This window comes from Aeromonas popoffii (assembly GCF_000820025.1).
Taxonomy (GTDB): Bacteria; Pseudomonadota; Gammaproteobacteria; order Enterobacterales; family Aeromonadaceae; genus Aeromonas; species Aeromonas popoffii.
In genome coordinates this window covers 16421-32958 of the sequence record NZ_CDBI01000048.1, presented here as the reverse complement: position 1 = coordinate 32958, position 16538 = coordinate 16421, and the positions used below count along the sequence as shown (strand labels likewise).

The 16538-nt window shown below is 59.9% G+C and carries 15 protein-coding genes; 9 read left to right on the top strand and 6 right to left on the bottom strand.

Annotated features, from left to right (window positions below; translation table 11 throughout):
• Positions 1–325 precede the first annotated feature (325 nt).
• From BN1129_RS09690 to glpG, 7 genes are all read left to right on the top strand, one after another.
• Positions 326–1447, top strand: a complete 1122-nt coding sequence (locus BN1129_RS09690) for a branched-chain amino acid ABC transporter substrate-binding protein (protein WP_042036085.1) — start codon at positions 326–328, stop codon at positions 1445–1447.
• Between the two features lie 64 nt (positions 1448–1511).
• Positions 1512–2438 carry a high-affinity branched-chain amino acid ABC transporter permease LivH gene (gene livH / locus BN1129_RS09685; protein ID WP_042036084.1) on the top strand — a complete coding sequence of 309 codons (927 nt, stop codon included), beginning with the start codon at positions 1512–1514 and terminating at the stop codon, positions 2436–2438.
• A gap of 97 nt (positions 2439–2535) precedes the next feature.
• Complete coding sequence (locus BN1129_RS09680; RefSeq protein WP_042036083.1) at positions 2536–3804, top strand: high-affinity branched-chain amino acid ABC transporter permease LivM; 1269 nt, start codon at positions 2536–2538, stop codon at positions 3802–3804.
• Positions 3801–4574: a high-affinity branched-chain amino acid ABC transporter ATP-binding protein LivG gene (gene livG, locus BN1129_RS09675; RefSeq protein WP_042036082.1), complete on the top strand. Its 774-nt coding sequence runs from the start codon at positions 3801–3803 to the stop codon at positions 4572–4574. Before BN1129_RS09680 ends, livG begins: the two co-directional genes overlap by 4 nt.
• A gap of 16 nt (positions 4575–4590) precedes the next feature.
• A complete protein-coding gene (locus BN1129_RS09670) occupies positions 4591–5292 on the top strand; it encodes an ABC transporter ATP-binding protein (protein ID WP_042036080.1) in 702 nt (233 codons plus the stop codon).
• Between the two features lie 124 nt (positions 5293–5416).
• Positions 5417–5740: a thiosulfate sulfurtransferase GlpE gene (gene glpE / locus BN1129_RS09665; protein ID WP_042036079.1), complete on the top strand. Its 324-nt coding sequence runs from the start codon at positions 5417–5419 to the stop codon at positions 5738–5740.
• A gap of 29 nt (positions 5741–5769) precedes the next feature.
• Positions 5770–6603 carry a rhomboid family intramembrane serine protease GlpG gene (gene glpG / locus BN1129_RS09660; RefSeq protein ID WP_042036117.1) on the top strand — a complete coding sequence of 278 codons (834 nt, stop codon included), beginning with the start codon at positions 5770–5772 and terminating at the stop codon, positions 6601–6603.
• 72 nt (positions 6604–6675) lie between these two features.
• On the opposite strand, the gene BN1129_RS09655 is transcribed toward glpG, so the two are convergent.
• Entirely contained in the window at positions 6676–9102 is a 2427-nt protein-coding gene (locus BN1129_RS09655) for a VolA/Pla-1 family phospholipase (protein ID WP_042036078.1), read from the bottom strand.
• Between the two features lie 301 nt (positions 9103–9403).
• Here BN1129_RS09655 and ubiK point away from each other — a divergent pair, with 301 nt between their 5' ends.
• Positions 9404–9661: a ubiquinone biosynthesis accessory factor UbiK gene (gene ubiK / locus BN1129_RS09650; protein ID WP_042036077.1), complete on the top strand. Its 258-nt coding sequence runs from the start codon at positions 9404–9406 to the stop codon at positions 9659–9661.
• Positions 9662–9806: 145 nt separating this feature from the next.
• Here ubiK and fre read toward each other — a convergent pair whose 3' ends face one another.
• The 5 genes from fre to trxA form a co-directional block, all read right to left on the bottom strand.
• Entirely contained in the window at positions 9807–10505 is a 699-nt protein-coding gene (gene fre, locus BN1129_RS09645) for an NAD(P)H-flavin reductase (protein ID WP_042036076.1), read from the bottom strand.
• 214 nt (positions 10506–10719) lie between these two features.
• Complete coding sequence (gene ubiD, locus BN1129_RS09640; RefSeq protein WP_042036075.1) at positions 10720–12189, bottom strand: 4-hydroxy-3-polyprenylbenzoate decarboxylase; 1470 nt, start codon at positions 12187–12189, stop codon at positions 10720–10722.
• A gap of 30 nt (positions 12190–12219) precedes the next feature.
• Complete coding sequence (locus tag BN1129_RS09635; RefSeq protein ID WP_042036074.1) at positions 12220–13227, bottom strand: hypothetical protein; 1008 nt, start codon at positions 13225–13227, stop codon at positions 12220–12222.
• A 107-nt stretch (positions 13228–13334) separates the two neighbouring features.
• Positions 13335–14600 (bottom strand): transcription termination factor Rho, encoded by a 1266-nt coding sequence (rho, locus tag BN1129_RS09630; RefSeq protein WP_042036072.1) that lies wholly within the window; start codon positions 14598–14600, stop codon positions 13335–13337.
• A gap of 206 nt (positions 14601–14806) precedes the next feature.
• Positions 14807–15133 (bottom strand): thioredoxin TrxA, encoded by a 327-nt coding sequence (gene trxA, locus BN1129_RS09625; protein ID WP_005307306.1) that lies wholly within the window; start codon positions 15131–15133, stop codon positions 14807–14809.
• A gap of 113 nt (positions 15134–15246) precedes the next feature.
• On the opposite strand from trxA, the gene rhlB reads away from it, so the two are divergent.
• Complete coding sequence (rhlB, locus tag BN1129_RS09620) at positions 15247–16536, top strand: ATP-dependent RNA helicase RhlB (protein WP_042036071.1); 1290 nt, start codon at positions 15247–15249, stop codon at positions 16534–16536.
• Positions 16537–16538: the final 2 nt, after the last annotated feature.

Below are 16538 nucleotides of genomic sequence, written 5' to 3'. Positions count from 1 at the left end.
TTTCTATTTGCGCAAACGGATTTTGGTCAAAACGGGAGCAGTGTCAGAGTAAAATATCATCAGTTTTTTCATCTACCATCTGTCACCAGCACACCTTGTTATGAAGATGTTAACTCCACAAATCGGTATTAACGTCTAAAAAATAATTTCAAATCAGCTATTTGCTTCAAAAAAGCACTATCTCACCCGCTCTGGTTAGTATCTTTAACAGCTTGTTATTGCCCAGCGAGGAATGATAGAACCATAACTATTACCGGACTGGCGGGATCTCGGTCCGGAATGGCACACGGGCAATGAAACAATCCACTGATTAAGGGACGAATCGATGAATAAGTTGAGCAAAATGGCAGTCAGGGCAGCGGTTTCTGTGGCTCTGTTCGGATCGGTATCACTGGCCCAGGCGGCTGACACCATCAAGATCGGCATTGCCGGCCCGGTCACCGGCGCGGTCGCCCAGTATGGTGACATGCAGTTCACCGGCGGCAAGATGGCGGTCGAGCAAATCAACAAGGCTGGCGGCATCAATGGCAAGCAGATCGAAGCCATCATCTATGACGACGCCTGCGATCCCAAGCAGGCCGTGGCGGTCGCCAACAAGGTGATCAACGACGGTGTCAAGTTCGTGGTCGGCCACCTCTGCTCAGACAACACCCTGCCCGCCTCCGACATCTATGAAGATGAAGGCGTGCTGATGATCACCCCCGCCTCCACCAACCCCAAGATCACCGAGCGCGGCTATCAGCTGGTGCTGCGCACCATAGGTCTGGACAGCGACCAGGGCCCGACCGCCGCCAAGTACATCATCGATCAGGTCAAGCCCAAGCGCGTGGCCATTATCCACGACAAGAAACAGTACGGTGAAGGCATCGCCACCAGCGTGAAGACATCTCTGGACAAGGCTGGCGTGAAAGTGGTGGCGTTTGAAGGCGTCACGGCCGGTGACAAGGACTTCTCCGCCCTGATCGCCAAGCTGCAGAAAGAGAACGTCGATTTCGTCTACTACGGCGGCTACCACCCTGAGCTGGGTCTGATCCTGCGTCAGGCAGGGGAGAAGGGCCTGAAGGCCAAGTTCATGGGTCCGGAAGGGGTGGGCAACAAAGACATCTCCGCCATCGGTGGCCCGGCTTCCGAAGGTCTGCTGGTGACCCTGCCGAACAAGTACGATCTGGTGCCGACCAACGCCCCGCTGGTGGCGGCGTTCAAGGCCAAGGGTCAGGACTCTTCCGGTCCCTTCGTGTGGACTACCTATGCTGCGGTGCAGACCCTGGCGGCCGGTATTGCCAAGGCGGGTGAGGATGACCCGGCTGCGGTCGCTGCCGCCATCAAGGCCACACCGATCGATACCGTCATGGGCACCCTGAGCTGGGCGCCGAGTGGTGACCTGAAAGGCTTTGAATTCGGTGTGTTCCAGTGGCACGCCGACGGTACCTCCACCCAAGTCAAATAATCTGCCGGTCGGGGTGACATGAGTCACCCCTCTTTTCTTTGCGGGCAAGCACAGGGATCGCAGTATGTCCGAACACCTCCTTTACCTGGTTCAGCAGCTGCTGAACGGGTTAACCATAGGTAGCACCTATGCGTTGATCGCCATTGGCTACACCATGGTCTATGGCATCATCGGCATGATCAACTTCGCTCACGGCGAGGTTTACATGATTGGTTCCTATGTCGCGTTTATGGTGATGGCCGGGCTAATGATGATGGGCATCGACAGCACCTTCCTGCTGCTGGGAGGCGCCTTCCTGGTCAGCATCATCATCACGGGAACCTATGGCTGGACCATAGAGCGGGTCGCCTATCGCCCACTGCGGGGCGGCAACCGCCTCATCCCCCTCATCTCCGCCATCGGCATGTCGATCTTCTTGCAGAACATGATGCGAATGGCGCAGGGCTCGCGTGATATCGCCATGCCCACCCTGATCTCCGGGGGCTGGACCCTGGGCGCCGAGGACGGCTTCCAGGCCAGCCTCTCCTACATGCAGCTCATCATCTTCGTGGTGACCTTCATCACCATGCTGGTACTAACCCAGTTCATCGGCCGCTCCCGCATGGGCCGAGCCTGCCGCGCCTGTTCGGAAGATATCAAGATGGCCAACCTGCTGGGGATAGATACCCACGTGGTCATCTCCATCACCTTCGTACTGGGGGCCACCCTGGCCGCCGTCGCGGGCGTGCTGCTCGGCATGTATTACGGCGTCATCAACCCCTACCTCGGCTTTATGGCTGGCCTGAAGGCCTTCACTGCAGCGGTATTGGGCGGCATAGGCAGCATTCCCGGCGCCGTTCTTGGCGGCCTGCTGCTGGGGGTGGTGGAAGCACTCACCGCCGGTTATCTCAGCACCGAGTACAAGGATGTGATGGCCTTCGTCCTGCTGATCGGCGTCTTGCTGTTCATGCCCACCGGCATTCTGGGTCGCCCGGAGGTCGAAAAAGTATGATAAAACATCAATTTATTCATGCACCTGCCTCCTGTCTGATGCGGCTCTTCATGTCCATCAGCGACATTCTCGGCCGACCGGAAGGGGAGAAAGACTGATGAAAAGCCAATTTATCCACGCCTGTATCGCCAGTCTGGTCCTGCTGGTGCTCTCCTTCTGGTTGCTCGGCTTCAAGCTCGAGACCGACGGCACCCGTTTGCTGGTCATCAGCCGCCTCGACGTGTCACTGGCCTGGCTGGTGGGCGGTGCCGCCCTGGTATTCTGGTTCCAGATGTTGCGCGGCCAGATCAGCCGGCTGTTCAACGGCTCCATCAGCGGCTTCTCCATCGGCTTCAACAAGCTGGTGCTGCCAAGCCCGGAAGAGGCACCAAAGCTCTATAACCTCACCGCCGTGCTGGTGCTGCTGTTTGCGGTGAGCTGGCCCTTCATGGCCTCGCGAGGCGCCATCGATCTCGCCACCCTCACCCTGATCTACATCATGCTGGGACTGGGGCTGAACGTGGTGGTGGGCCTGGCCGGTCTGCTCGATCTGGGCTATGTCGGCTTCTACGCGGTCGGCGCCTACAGCTATGCCCTGCTCAACACCTATTTCGGGCTGAGCTTCTGGGAGTGTCTGCCCATCGCGGGCCTGATGGCGGCTACCTTCGGCTTCCTGCTCGGCTTTCCTGTGTTGCGGCTGCGGGGAGATTACCTGGCCATCGTCACCCTGGGCTTTGGCGAGATCATTCGCATTCTGCTCAACAACATGACCAGCCTCACCGGCGGCCCGAACGGCATCTCCGGCATTCCCAAACCGACGCTCGGCGGCCTGGAGTTCAACCGCACCGTCAAGGACGGTGGCTTTGGCACCTTCCACGACTTCTTCGGCATCGCCTACAACGCCAACCACAAGGTGATCTTCCTCTACCTGATGGCGCTGGTGCTGGTGGTGGCCACCCTGTTCGTCATCAACAGGTTGCTGCGCATGCCGCTGGGCCGCGCTTGGGAAGCACTGAGGGAGGATGAGATCGCCTGCAAGTCGCTGGGGCTCAACCCCACCATCATCAAGCTGACTGCCTTCACCATTGGCGCCACCTTTGCCGGTTTCGCCGGTAGCTTCTTCGCCTCGCGCCAGGGTTTTATCAGCCCGGAATCCTTCGTCTTTATCGAGTCGGCCATCGTCCTTGCGATTGTGGTGCTGGGCGGCATGGGCTCCCAGATCGGGGTTGTGCTGGCGGCCATAGTGATGACGGTGCTGCCTGAGCTGGCCCGTGAATTCAACGAGTACCGCATGCTGATGTTCGGCCTGCTGATGGTGTTCATGATGATCTGGCGACCACAGGGACTGCTGCCGATGACCAGACCTCACCTGGAGCTACAGAAATGAGCACTCATCAGAAGTTATTGGACGTCTCTGATCTGTCGATGCGCTTCGGTGGGCTGCTCGCAGTCAACGGCGTCAAGCTGGACATAGACAAAGGGGAGGTGATCTCCATCATTGGCCCCAATGGCGCGGGCAAGACGACCGTCTTCAACTGCCTGACCGGCTTCTATCGCCCGAGCGGCGGCGTTATTCGCTACAAGGGTGAGGAGATCCAGGGGCTACCCGGTCACCTCATCGCCCGCAAGGGGATAGTACGCACCTTCCAGCATGTGCGGCTGTTCAAGGAGATGACGGCGGTGGAGAACCTGCTGGTGGCCCAGCATCGCCACCTCAACACCAGTTTCATCGCCGGCCTGTTCAAAACCCCGGCCTTTCGCCGTGCCGAGCAGGAGGGGCTGGAACACGCCGCCTTCTGGCTGGAGAAGGTGGGCCTCAAGGATCTCTCCAATCGCACCGCCGGCAACCTGGCCTATGGGCAGCAACGCCGGCTCGAAATCGCCCGCTGCATGGCAACCCGGCCCGATCTGCTGATGCTGGACGAGCCAGCCGCCGGCCTCAACCCGCACGAGACCGATGAACTGAACGAGCTGATCATCAACCTGCGGGACGAATTTGGCGTCTCTGTGCTGCTTATCGAACACGACATGAAGCTGGTGATGGGCATCTCCAACCGCATTTTCGTGGTCAATCAGGGCACCCCGCTGGCCCACGGCAAGCCGGATGAGATCCGCAACAATCCAGCCGTGATAAAGGCCTATCTGGGCGAATCGTAGGACCCAAGGAGTCACGATGTTAGAACTTCGCAACGTATCGACCCACTACGGCAAGATCCAGGCACTACATGACGTCAGCGTCGAGGTGAAAGAGGGGGAAATCGTCACCCTGATCGGCGCCAACGGCGCCGGCAAGACCACCTTGCTGATGACCCTGTGCGGCGAGCCCAAGCCCAGCAGCGGCAGCATCTGGTTCGAGGGGGAGCAAATAAGCTCCCTCACCACGGCCCGCATCATGCGCAAGGACATCGCCGTGGTGCCGGAGGGGCGTCGCATCTTCGCCCGCCTGACGGTACAGGAGAACCTGCTGATGGGCGCTTTCTTCGTCGACAAGGCCGAACAGCATGGGCTGCTGGATCAGGTGTTCACCCTGTTCCCGCGGCTGCACGAACGGCTGGAGCAGCGGGCAGGCACCATGTCAGGCGGCGAACAGCAGATGCTGGCCATCGGCCGCGCCCTGATGAGCAAGCCGCGCCTGCTGCTGCTGGATGAACCCTCACTGGGGCTGGCCCCCATCGTCATCCAGCAGATCTTCGACACCATAGAGCAGCTGCGCCAGAAGGGAATGACCATCTTCCTGGTGGAGCAGAACGCCAACCAGGCACTCAAACTGGCCGATCGGGGCTATGTGCTGGAGAACGGCCATGTGGTACTGCATGACACAGGTGCAGCCCTGCTCGCCAACCCGGCCGTGCGGCAGGCTTATCTCGGCGGCTGACAGGCGTGTCGACATTCACCATAATGACAAGGGAGCCGCTGGCTCCCTTATCTTTTGTGGGGTTAGTTTGCGCCCCGGCTTGCGGTACACTGACCGGTAATCAACCTATTCGCAGGACCTCTCAATGGACCAGTTTGCCCATATCAGTGCCCATGATGCCCACCAGAAGCTCAGCGCTGGTGAAGCCCGCCTCGTGGATATTCGCGATCCGCAATCCTTCGAGGCTGCCCACGCGGTCGGCGCCTTCCACCTCACCAATGGCACCCTGGTGCGCTTCATGGATGAGGTGGATTTCGATACCCCCGTGATAGTGATCTGCTATCACGGCAACAGCAGCCAGGGGGCAGCCCAGTATCTGCTGCAACAGGGCTATGACCAGGTCTACAGCCTGGATGGCGGCTTCGAGGCGTGGCGCAAAGCATTCCCCGTTCAGGCAGGCGACGCATGACAGGGGCGGGCAAGTCTTCCTCAACCGGCATGATCCAGCTGCTGGTGCTCGATAACGCCCGCATGGCCCAGGCGCTGGTGGACTACCTTGCGACGCTGGGCATCTCCTGCGAGCTGACCCAGTCCGAGCTCGGCGTCTCGGTCTGGCTGGCGGACGAGCAGCGCCTCGCCCAGGCCCAGCTGGAGGTGAAACGCTTCCTGGCCGAGCCGACCCATCCGCGCTACATGGAGGCCTCCTGGCAATCAGGCAGCGCCGATGCCCGCATCGACTACAGCAAGGGAATGACGGATCCCATCACAGACTTCCTCCATCAGGCGGGGCCGCTGACCCTGGTGGTGATCATTGCCTGTCTGGCCATCTATGCGCTGAATGCCATCGGCCTGCCGATCTTTGACGAGCTGGCATTCCACCTGACCATGGCCCAGTTCACCGACTGGCAGGCGTGGCGTTACTTCACCCCGGCTTTTATCCACTTCTCGGTGCTGCACCTGGTGTTCAACCTGCTGTGGTGGTGGTATCTGGGGGGCCAGATAGAGCAGCGCCTCGGCAGCGGCAAGCTGCTGATCCTGCTGCTGGTGGGGGCTGCCCTGCCCAACATCGCCGAGTTCTTCGTCAGTGGCCCGCGGTTTGGCGGCCTCTCCGGTGTTGTCTATGCCCTGCTCGGCTACTGCTGGCTGCGCGGCAAGCTGCAACCGGCCTGCGGCCTCACTCTGCCACCGGCGCTGATGGGTTTCATGCTGTTCTGGCTGGTGCTCGGTTTCTTCGACTTGCTCGGCACCAGCACGGCCAACATGGCCCACCTGGTGGGTCTGCTGGTCGGTCTGCTGCAAGGCTGGCTGGACAGAAACCACCAGCCAGCCTGACGGTTTGCCCTGCCCCAGTCGCAGAAACGAAAACGCCGCCCCGAAGGGCGGCGTTCTTATTAGCCGACTGGCTTACTGCTTGAGCAGGCTGCCATTGGTCACCTGGACCAGGGTACCGCCACTCATGAAGAAGCTGCCAAATTGTGACTGCATCTCTGTGGTAACGTCACCGCTCGGGTCGAAGTTCTCGTCCGGTGCCAGCAGCGAGCTGTGACCACCGGCCACGAAGCGGGCCGCGTTGCGGCTGGCCGCGCCAGTGGCGGTCAGGGGCTGCAGTGCCAGCACCTTGAACAACGGCTCGGTACCACCCAGCGGCGCGGACGCAATGCTGTTCGGGATCACCTGATCCGACAGGCTCAGCGCACCGTCACCCACGATCTCGGTGGCAAACAGCGGGAAGTCCGCCTTGATGCCGCGACCGAGGTTGATCGGGTCAGCCGAATCCAGCAGCGATTGAGCCGCGAAGCTGTAGCTCTGCAGCGTGCTGGCTGCGGTCGCCTGAGTGGCCGCGTCCAGGCTCGGCAGGAACTCGTTGACGAAGCAGGTCGGCACCGCCGTTTGGCAGTTGGGAGCATAGGCGGCGAAACCGGCTTTCAGCTCGGCACTGCCGCCGGTCAGCACGCCCATCTTGATGGTCGGACCGAAGGCCGGCGAGTTCAGCAACAGCGGCGCTATGCCGCCACCCGGCATGGCCAGGCCACCGGTGTCGAACTTGAACAGGGCATCCGCCTGCGCGTTGCCGATGGACTGGTTGGCTACTGCCAGCAGATTGGCTCCGGCAATGGCCCCCAGCGAGTGGCCGAGGAAATGCACCTTGAGGCCGGCACCACCGAGCTGAGTACCCAACCCCTTGGCGTTGGCCAGGCCAATAGCCAGACGCAGGCCCAGCAGATCCGCCACGCTCTGTTTCAGGTTGTCCCGCGCCACAGTCAGGTAGCTCAGGTTCAGGTACGGCATCGGATTGTCGGAGGTGGTGACGGTATCCGTGCTGCCACTCAGGGCATAGCCACGCTCACCGTGCAGCGGATGATCGATCACCACTACGGCCACCTTTTTACTTGCCCCCATGCCCGCGCCGATCTGGCCCAGCGCCAGCGCATAGGAGTCCTCTTTGATGGAGGTGACCCCGTGTTGATAGATGATCACATCAGTAATGGTATTGAGCGGTGCGGCGGCAAAGATCCGCATCGGCACGGATTGCACCTCTTCCAGCATCGGCAGCGGGTTGAAGCGACCGATATTGCGCTCGGCATCCAGCGGCTTGCCGCCGGAAGTGAGCGTCACCCCGATCAGCTTGCTCGCCTCGGCCAGTAGCTCGCTCTGGCGGGTCGGATCGGCAATCAGCTCACCCAGCAGGGCCGGATCCACGCCCGCCCCCACCAGTCCGGTGATCACTTCGCTGTCAGACGCTTTCAGCGCATTGGCGATGGCGTACAGGCTGGGGATGGCACCGTGCCAGGACTGGGTCTTGGCCTTGTCCCATGAACCGGCTATCGCTGGGGTAGATAGGAAGTAAGGGAGCTTGACGCTACCGGTGTAGACCTGCGTCATGCCGGCGATGCCGGTCAGCGTCGGGCTGGCGGCAACGGCGGCGGCAATGGCACCCTTCTGCTCCTGCGGCAGGAACTGCTCATTGTCCAGCTGGGTCAGGAAGGGCACCCCGCCATTGAGGCCATTAATCGTATAAGCGCCCGGCAGGCTGATGTTGCCTTTGGCATCCTGTTTCCACAGCGACGCGGCGTCCAGAGTCGGGCTCTTCAGCACGGAAGCGGCGGCACTCTTCACCGCCACCAGCACATCGGCGCCGGATTGGGTACCGAACCAGTCGGAGAAGATCACATGGTCCGCGGCGATGCCGGTCGCGGCCTTGAACAGCCCTTCCTGCAGCGCGATCAGACCGTTGATGGTCTGCTCCTGGGCATTGCTGCCGGCGTTGTTCTTGTAGTTGCCGTAGTCACTGCCTGCCTTGAGGGCATCGCCGCGACTGTCTTTCAGCGAATCAGTGGCCACTATCATGTAATAGGAGGAGGGGTTCAACGGCTTGAGCGGAACCAGGTTCAGCTTGCCGGCCGAGGCGGCCACCACGAAGTCCACACCGTAGGTCAGCACCGTCTTCACGCCGCTCGGGCGCAGCGCCGTGCTGTCGAAGGTCAACTCCAGCAGGTAGAGCGGAGCCACTGAAGCGCCAAACTCGGCCGCCGTCGGTGCCTGAACCGTGATGCCAGACGAGGTGACCGGCACGATCTGGATAGCCTGGGTCGTAGACCAACCATCCAGCGTCGACATGGCGGAAACAGGGTTGGAGAGATCTGCGGTCTCGGTGGAGAATTTCAGGGTACCATCGCTGGCCCGGGCCGCCAGGGCACTGGGGCGCACTGCGTTGGAACCGGTCAACAGATAGTCGAGATAGCTTGAAGTGTCGCCTTTGTTATCATCACTGCCACCACAGCCAGCCAACAGGGCACTGACAACTGCGGCATAAATTAGCTTCTTTTTCATATCCTTATCTCTTTTTAGTTGTTATCCATGATGTGCTGACGGGGTAGGGTGAAAACCCGACCGAACCATATTAACAGAAACGCAACATTTTTTAAGCGTCTGGTCGGTCATCTGATCTGCTTTTTTTGTGTACAACATCAAGGAATTGGAATAGAAACGGGACCCGATAGGTTAACAGCTTCACTCCGGATACCAGACCCGACCAGCAACGCCCCCAGCTCCTGATGGCAAAAAGCCACCCCGATCTCGGCAAAGCGGCTTAATTGTCGGTAGAATGTCGCCATTGCTTAAGGAGAACCACATGATCGACCCGAAGAAACTGGAAGAGATCGCCAAACAGGTGCACAACTCGCTGCCGCCCGGCATTCGCAGCATGGGTGAAGAGGTGGAAAAGAAGATCCGTCAGGTATTGCAGTCCCAGCTCAACAAGCTGGATCTGGTCAGTCGCGAGGAGTTTGACGTGCAGACCAAGGTGCTGCTGCGCACCCGCGAGAAGCTGACCGCCCTCGAGGCCAAGCTGACGCAGCTGGAACAGCAGCTCGCTGCCAAAGGCGAGTAACACGCTGACACCGCCGGCTCGCACGGCGCATAAAACAAACCCCAGCCAGGCTGGGGTTTGTTGTTTCTGAAGCTCAAGCGCCATCGCAATCGGCCGTCATATACGACTGACACCGCTTTGATGCCTACCGATTCGCACGCTCAACTCAGATGAACTCGTAGGCATCGCCGAAGATGCGCTCCGGCTCGGCACCGAGGATCTTGAACTCCTCCCGCGCCGCTCCAGCCATCTCGAAACGGCCAGCCACATAGATGTCGTAGTCATGCAGACTGACGAAGTCATCCATGATGGCCTTGTGCACCAGACCCGTCTTGCCGGTCCAGTCGCTTTCCGGCTCCTGCACCACAGGGATGAAGGTCAGCGGTGCATAGTCGCGCTCCCACTGCTGCATCTGCTCCTGTTCATAGAGCCAGTGCGCCTGGCGCACCCCCCAGTAGACGAAGACGGGGCGCTTGCTGCCGGTGTCTATCAGGAACTCCAGAATGGAGCGGGCATAGGAAAAACCGGTGCCCCCCGCCATCAGGATCAACGGACGGGGCGACTCTTCCCGCAGGAAGGCCTTGCCTGCCGCCAGTTCGATCTCTATCTCTCCCTGCTCGCGCATGCGGGCCAGCACCTGACCTGCATAAGCGTTCTCGGGGGTGGCGCCGATCTGCAGCTCCAGTACCCCAGGGCGGGTCGGTGAGTTGGCGATAGAGAAGGGGCGTTTGTCCGAATCGCTCATCACCACCAGCAGATACTGACCCGGCTTGAAGCTGACCGCTTGCTGCGGCGTCAGGGCCACGTGCCAGATGGTGTCGACATATTCGCGCAGTTCCTCTACGCGGCACTTGATACGTTGCATTCTTATCCTTGTGACGGGCTCGCTCGGCCCGCTTTCGCTCATTGATTCACTGTAGATTGACGACCAGTGCAGCTGGTCAGGTTTCCCGAGCATACCCAATTCCGCCCGGAGATCATCAACCTTTTATACCCGAACGGCGGTGGCAGCACGGATCCTCTGGCTGGCCGGGCTGGGTCGACCCGGCCCGCGTGATATAAATCCCAAGCAACCAGGCCTAGCCGAGAATAGCCAGCTCATCCCAGATGGCATCCACCTTCTGCTTCACCGCCTCGTCCTGGACTATGGGTTGCCCCCACTCGCGGTTGCTCTCCCCCGGCCACTTGTTGGTGGCATCCAGCCCCATCTTGGAGCCAAGGCCGGAGACAGGCGAGGCGAAGTCGAGGTAGTCGATCGGGGTGTGTTCGATCAGGGTGGTATCCCGGGCCGGGTCCATCCGGGTGGTGATGGCCCAGATCACATCCTTCCAGTCGCGGGCGTTGATGTCGTCATCGCAGACGATCACGAACTTGGTGTACATGAACTGGCGCAGGAAAGACCAGACCCCCAGCATCACCCGCTTGGCATGGCCCGGGTAACGCTTCTTGATAGTCACCACCGCCATCCGGTAAGAACAGCCTTCCGGCGGCAGGTAGAAATCCACTATTTCGGGGAACTGCTTCTGCAACAGCGGCACGAACACCTCGTTCAATGCCACGCCGAGCACCGCCGGTTCATCGGGCGGACGGCCTGTGTAGGTGCTGTGGTAGATGGCATCACGGCGCATCGTCATGTGAGTGATAGTGAAGACCGGGAACTCGTCCACTTCGTTGTAGTAACCAGTGTGATCCCCGTAAGGCCCCTCGGGCGCCATCTCCCCCGGCTCCAGATACCCCTCCAGCACGATTTCGGCGCTGGCGGGCACCTCCAGCTCACAGCTCAGCGCCTTCACCACTTCGGTGCGGCTGCCCCGCAGCAAGCCCGCGAAGGCATATTCGGAGAGACTGTCCGGCACCGGCGTCACTGCGCCGAGTATGGTCGCAGGATCGGCGCCCAGCGCCACCACCACGGGGAAGCGCTCGCCCGGGTGGGCTTCCTGCCACTCGCGAAAATCGATGGCGCCACCGCGGTGATCCAGCCAGCGCATGATCAGCTTGTTCTTGCCGATCTTCTGCTGGCGGTAGATGCCGAGGTTCTGCCGTTTCTTATAGGGACCGCGGGTAATGGTAAGGCCCCAGGTGACCAGGGGCGCCACATCACCGGGCCAGCAGTGCTGGATCGGGATCTGGTCCAGATCGACCGCCTCCCCTTCCAGCACCACCTGCTGGCAAGGGGCGGAGGAGAGCCGCTTGGTCGGCATATTGAGCACCTGCTTGAAGATGGGCAGCTTCTCCATCAGCTCCTTGAGACCGCGCGGCGGCTCGGGCTCCTTCAGGTAGGAGAGCCAGGTACCCACCTGACGCAGGGCGCCGACGTTGGGCTGGCCCATGCCCATGGCGACCCGATCCGGGGTGCCGAACAGGTTGGTCAGCACCGGCATGCGGTAACCTTTGGGATTTTCGAACAGCAGGGCCGGGCCACCCGCACGCAGGGTGCGATCGCTGATCTCCGTCATCTCCAGATAGGGATCTATCTCGCGGGTGATGCGCTTGAGTTGTCCGTTTTGTTCCAGCTGCGCGATGAAATCACGCAAATCCTTGTATTTCATGCAGGTACCCTGTGTTCAGGCGATGCCGCATTATAACCCCGGCGAAGCGACGGGTGTACCCGTATCGGGCAGCATCACAGGACTGGCATGGCGCTTTTCCTGCTGGGTGAGCCGATCGGCGAGCTGGGCCAGCAGCTTGGGTTCATCCATCTGCAACAGCAGACTGGCCACCTGACCGCTGTACTGACGATTGCCAAGTTCGGCCAGCAGGAACTTCTGCGCCGAGTCGGGCAGGGGTGAGAGCTGGCTGAGTTGTTGCAGGGCGGGCAATGTCAAACGACTGTTGCGGCTGGCGGCGATTAGCAGGTCGCTCGCCGTCTGCCCCTGATGAAAACGGGCCACGCTCATGAGGGCAGCGATACTGTCGTGATCCACCGGCTGGTGCCACAGCTTCTGATAGAGGGCGGTATCGCCAGTGCGCTCGACCAGCTGTCGCAGCAGCTGATTGTCGGGCAGGAAGATGCTCATGGCGGCCAGCTTGCGCGCCTCGCGCTGCAAGACAAAGCGCGGCTGCCGCTCGAGGACTGCCAGCAACGCCTGCTGCTGCAAGGCCAGGTCCCGGTTGCGGCTGTTGTAGATCTGTTTGAATTCGAAGCTGTTCTGCTCCAGCAGCTGGCGGTAGTTGTCCTGCCAGACCTGTTGCTGCCAGCGGCTCAGTACCAGCCGCGCCGCAGCGGCAAAATCATAGGCAGGCTGCTGGACCAGGAAACCGTCCACCTCCTTCTCCACCAGCCAACGGGGTGCCTTCACCGACTGGGCACGCACCCACAGCAGCAGTTCGGGGGAGCTTGCGCTGGGGCTGGCATCCAGGGTGGTAAGTAGCCGGCACAGCAGGTATTCCCGCTGGCCCACGGCCAGCGAGTCCAACAGCGAGTCCATGGCAGCAAACTGCCCCTGCTGCAGACGGCTGCCCAGATAATCGAGATGGCCCTGCAGCCCTTCATCAGCGACCAGCTCGGATCTGGGCACCGAAGGGGGGGCAGCATGCACCGGCATGCCCATCAGCCAACCGAGTCCTATCAGAAGTACCAGCTTCATGACGTCCCTGTCCTTGTGACATCGAGGTTTCATACTACTCAAGCGACCGGAAAATAGATAAACAAAAACCGCGACCTAAGCCGCGGTTTCGTCATTGTCCGACCAGATTACTTCTGTTGACGCCGCATGGAGTCAAAGAATTCGTCGTTGGTCTTGGTGGCAGCCAACTTGTCGATCAGGAACTCGATGCTGTCGATCTCACCCATGGGGTGAATGATCTTGCGCAGGATCCACATCTTCTGCAGCTCGTCACCGGTCGTCAGCAACTCTTCCTTCCGGGTACCGGAGCGGGTGATGTCGATGGCCGGGTAAACGCGCTTCTCGGCAATTTTGCGCGAGAGGTGCAGTTCCATGTTGCCGGTCCCCTTGAACTCTTCGTAGATAACCTCGTCCATCTTGGAACCGGTATCAACCAGCGCGGTCGCTATGATGGTCAGGCTGCCGCCTTCCTCAACATTACGCGCGGCGCCGAAGAAGCGCTTGGGTCTGTGCAGGGCGTTGGCGTCCACACCACCGGTCAGTACCTTGCCGGATGAGGGTATGACGGTGTTGTAAGCACGGGCCAGACGGGTGATGGAGTCCAGCAGTATGACCACATCCTTCTTGTGCTCGACCAGGCGCTTGGCCTTCTCGATCACCATCTCGGCGACCTGGACGTGACGGGATGCCGGCTCGTCGAAGGTGGAAGCGATCACTTCACCCTTCACCATGCGCTGCATCTCGGTCACTTCTTCCGGGCGTTCGTCGATCAGCAGGACGATCAGTTCACAGTCCGGGTGGTTGTAGGCGATGCTCTGGGCGATGTTCTGCAGCAGCATGGTCTTACCGGCCTTGGGCGGCGCCACGATCAGGCCGCGCTGGCCTTTACCGATGGGGGAAGCCAGGTCCAGCACGCGGGCAGTGATATCTTCTGTCGAACCATTGCCCCGTTCCATGCGCAGACGCTCGTTGGCATGCAGGGGAGTCAGGTTTTCGAACAGGATCTTGTTGCGGGCGTTTTCCGGACGGTCGTAGTTGACCTCGTTGACCTTGAGCAGCGCGAAATAACGTTCGCCCTCTTTCGGTGGCCGGATCTTGCCGGAGATGGTATCGCCGGTACGCAAGTTGAAGCGGCGGATCTGGCTCGGGGAGACATAGATATCGTCCGGGCCTGCCAGATAGGAGCCGTCTGCACTGCGCAGGAAGCCAAAACCATCGGTCAGGATTTCCAGCACACCGTCGCCAAAGATATCCTCACCACCCTTGGCATGTGCCTTGAGGATCGCGAAAATAATATCTTTCTTGTGCGCCCGAGCCAGATTTTCTAACCCCATGGATTCGCCAAGCTTGACCAGCTCGGACACAGGAGTGTTCTTTAATTCAGTCAGATTCATAGTGGTGAAAGTCTGTAAGCAAGGATTGAAATGAGGAGACAGTCTGCTGGATTGATGCTGATCGGATTTGATTTGCCGGGCTGTTGTTAAGCAAAGAGTCAGGCAAAAAGGTTAGCAAACGAACGATAAACTAGCACCAATCGGGACGAGCGTCTAGGTGATAAAATACAAGGAGCGCATTATTGCAATGCGCTCCTTTTTGATTATTACAGGTTACCGTCCAGAAACTCTTTCAGCTGAGTCTTGGACAGGGCACCGACCTTGGTCGCAGCCACTTCGCCATTCTTGAACAGCAAGAGGGTCGGAATACCGCGAATCCCATACTTGGGCGGAGTGTCGGCGTTATGGTCGATGTTCAATTTCGCCACTGTCACACGACCGGCATACTCTTGGGCGACTTCGTTCAGGATCGGGGCAATCATCTTGCACGGACCGCACCATTCGGCCCAGAAGTCGACCAGAACGGCGCCATCGGCTTTGATTACATCTGCCTCGAAGCTGGCATCGCTCAGCTGAACAATCTTGTCACTCATCTCCAACTCCAGTCAGTAATTAAGGCTTTATTGACGTATCAACAAAGGCAATAGTTGCCCTATTTGAAATGATCCTGTTTATTATTGCAAGCCTAACCTGATAACCTACCGCCATGAGCAAAACACACTTAACGACCGAAAAATTCGCCCAAATGGGCCTCGAACCCGAAGTTCTGGCTGGTCTGGAATCAAAGGGATTTCACTATTGCACGCCCATCCAGGCTCTGTCTCTGCCGTTGCTGGTAGAAGGCCATGACCTTGCCGGTCAGGCCCAGACAGGAACCGGCAAGACCATTGCCTTCCTGGCCGCGACATTCAACTATTTGCTGACCCACCCGCTGACCAATCCCCGTCTGGTTAACCAACCCAGAGCCATCATCATGGCGCCCACCCGGGAACTGGCAGTACAGATCTACAACGATGCCGACAGCATAGCCGCCTCTACCGGCCTGAAACTCGGCCTCGCCTACGGCGGCGAAGGTTACGACAAGCAGCTGGCCGTGCTGGAGCAGGGCGTCGACATCCTGATTGGCACCACAGGCCGCATCATCGACTACTTCAAGTCCAAGGTCATCGACCTGAGCAATATTCAGGTCGTGGTACTGGATGAAGCCGATCGCATGTTCGATCTGGGCTTCATCAAGGACATCCGCTTCCTGTTCCGCCGCATGCCGGCACCGACCGAGCGGTTAAGCATGCTGTTCTCCGCCACCCTCTCCCTGCGGGTGCAGGAGCTGGCCTACGAGCACATGAACCACCCGGAACACGTGCAGGTGGAGCCTGAACAGATGACGGGCGTGCGCATCAAGGAGGAGCTGTTCTACCCCTCCAACGAAGACAAGATGCTGCTGTTGCTCTCTCTGATGGAAGAAGAGTGGCCGGAAAAGGCCATCGTGTTCGCCAACACCAAGCATGTCTGTGAAGACGTACATGCGTGGCTGGAGAATGACGGCCACCGTGTCGGTCTGCTGACCGGTGACGTGCCGCAGAAGAAGCGGATGAAGATCCTGGAAGAGTTCACCAAGGGGTCGCTGGACATCCTGGTCGCCACCGACGTGGCTGCCCGTGGTCTGCACATCCCGGACGTGACCCACGTCTTCAACTACGACCTGCCCGACGACGCCGAGGACTATGTGCACCGTATCGGGCGTACCGGTCGTGCCGGCAAGAGCGGTCACTCCATCAGCCTGGCCTGTGAAGACTATGCCTTCAACCTGCCTGCTATCGAGGAGTACATCCACCACCCGATCCCGGTCAGCAAGTATGACCGCGAGGCGCTGCTGGATGACGTGACCGCACCGAAACGGGTCGTTCGTAACCGCCAGCCGGTGAACCGCAACATGCGGGATCGCCAGGGTGGTGCCAACAGCAACAACCGTCGTCGTCCGCCGCGCAAGAGCTGAAG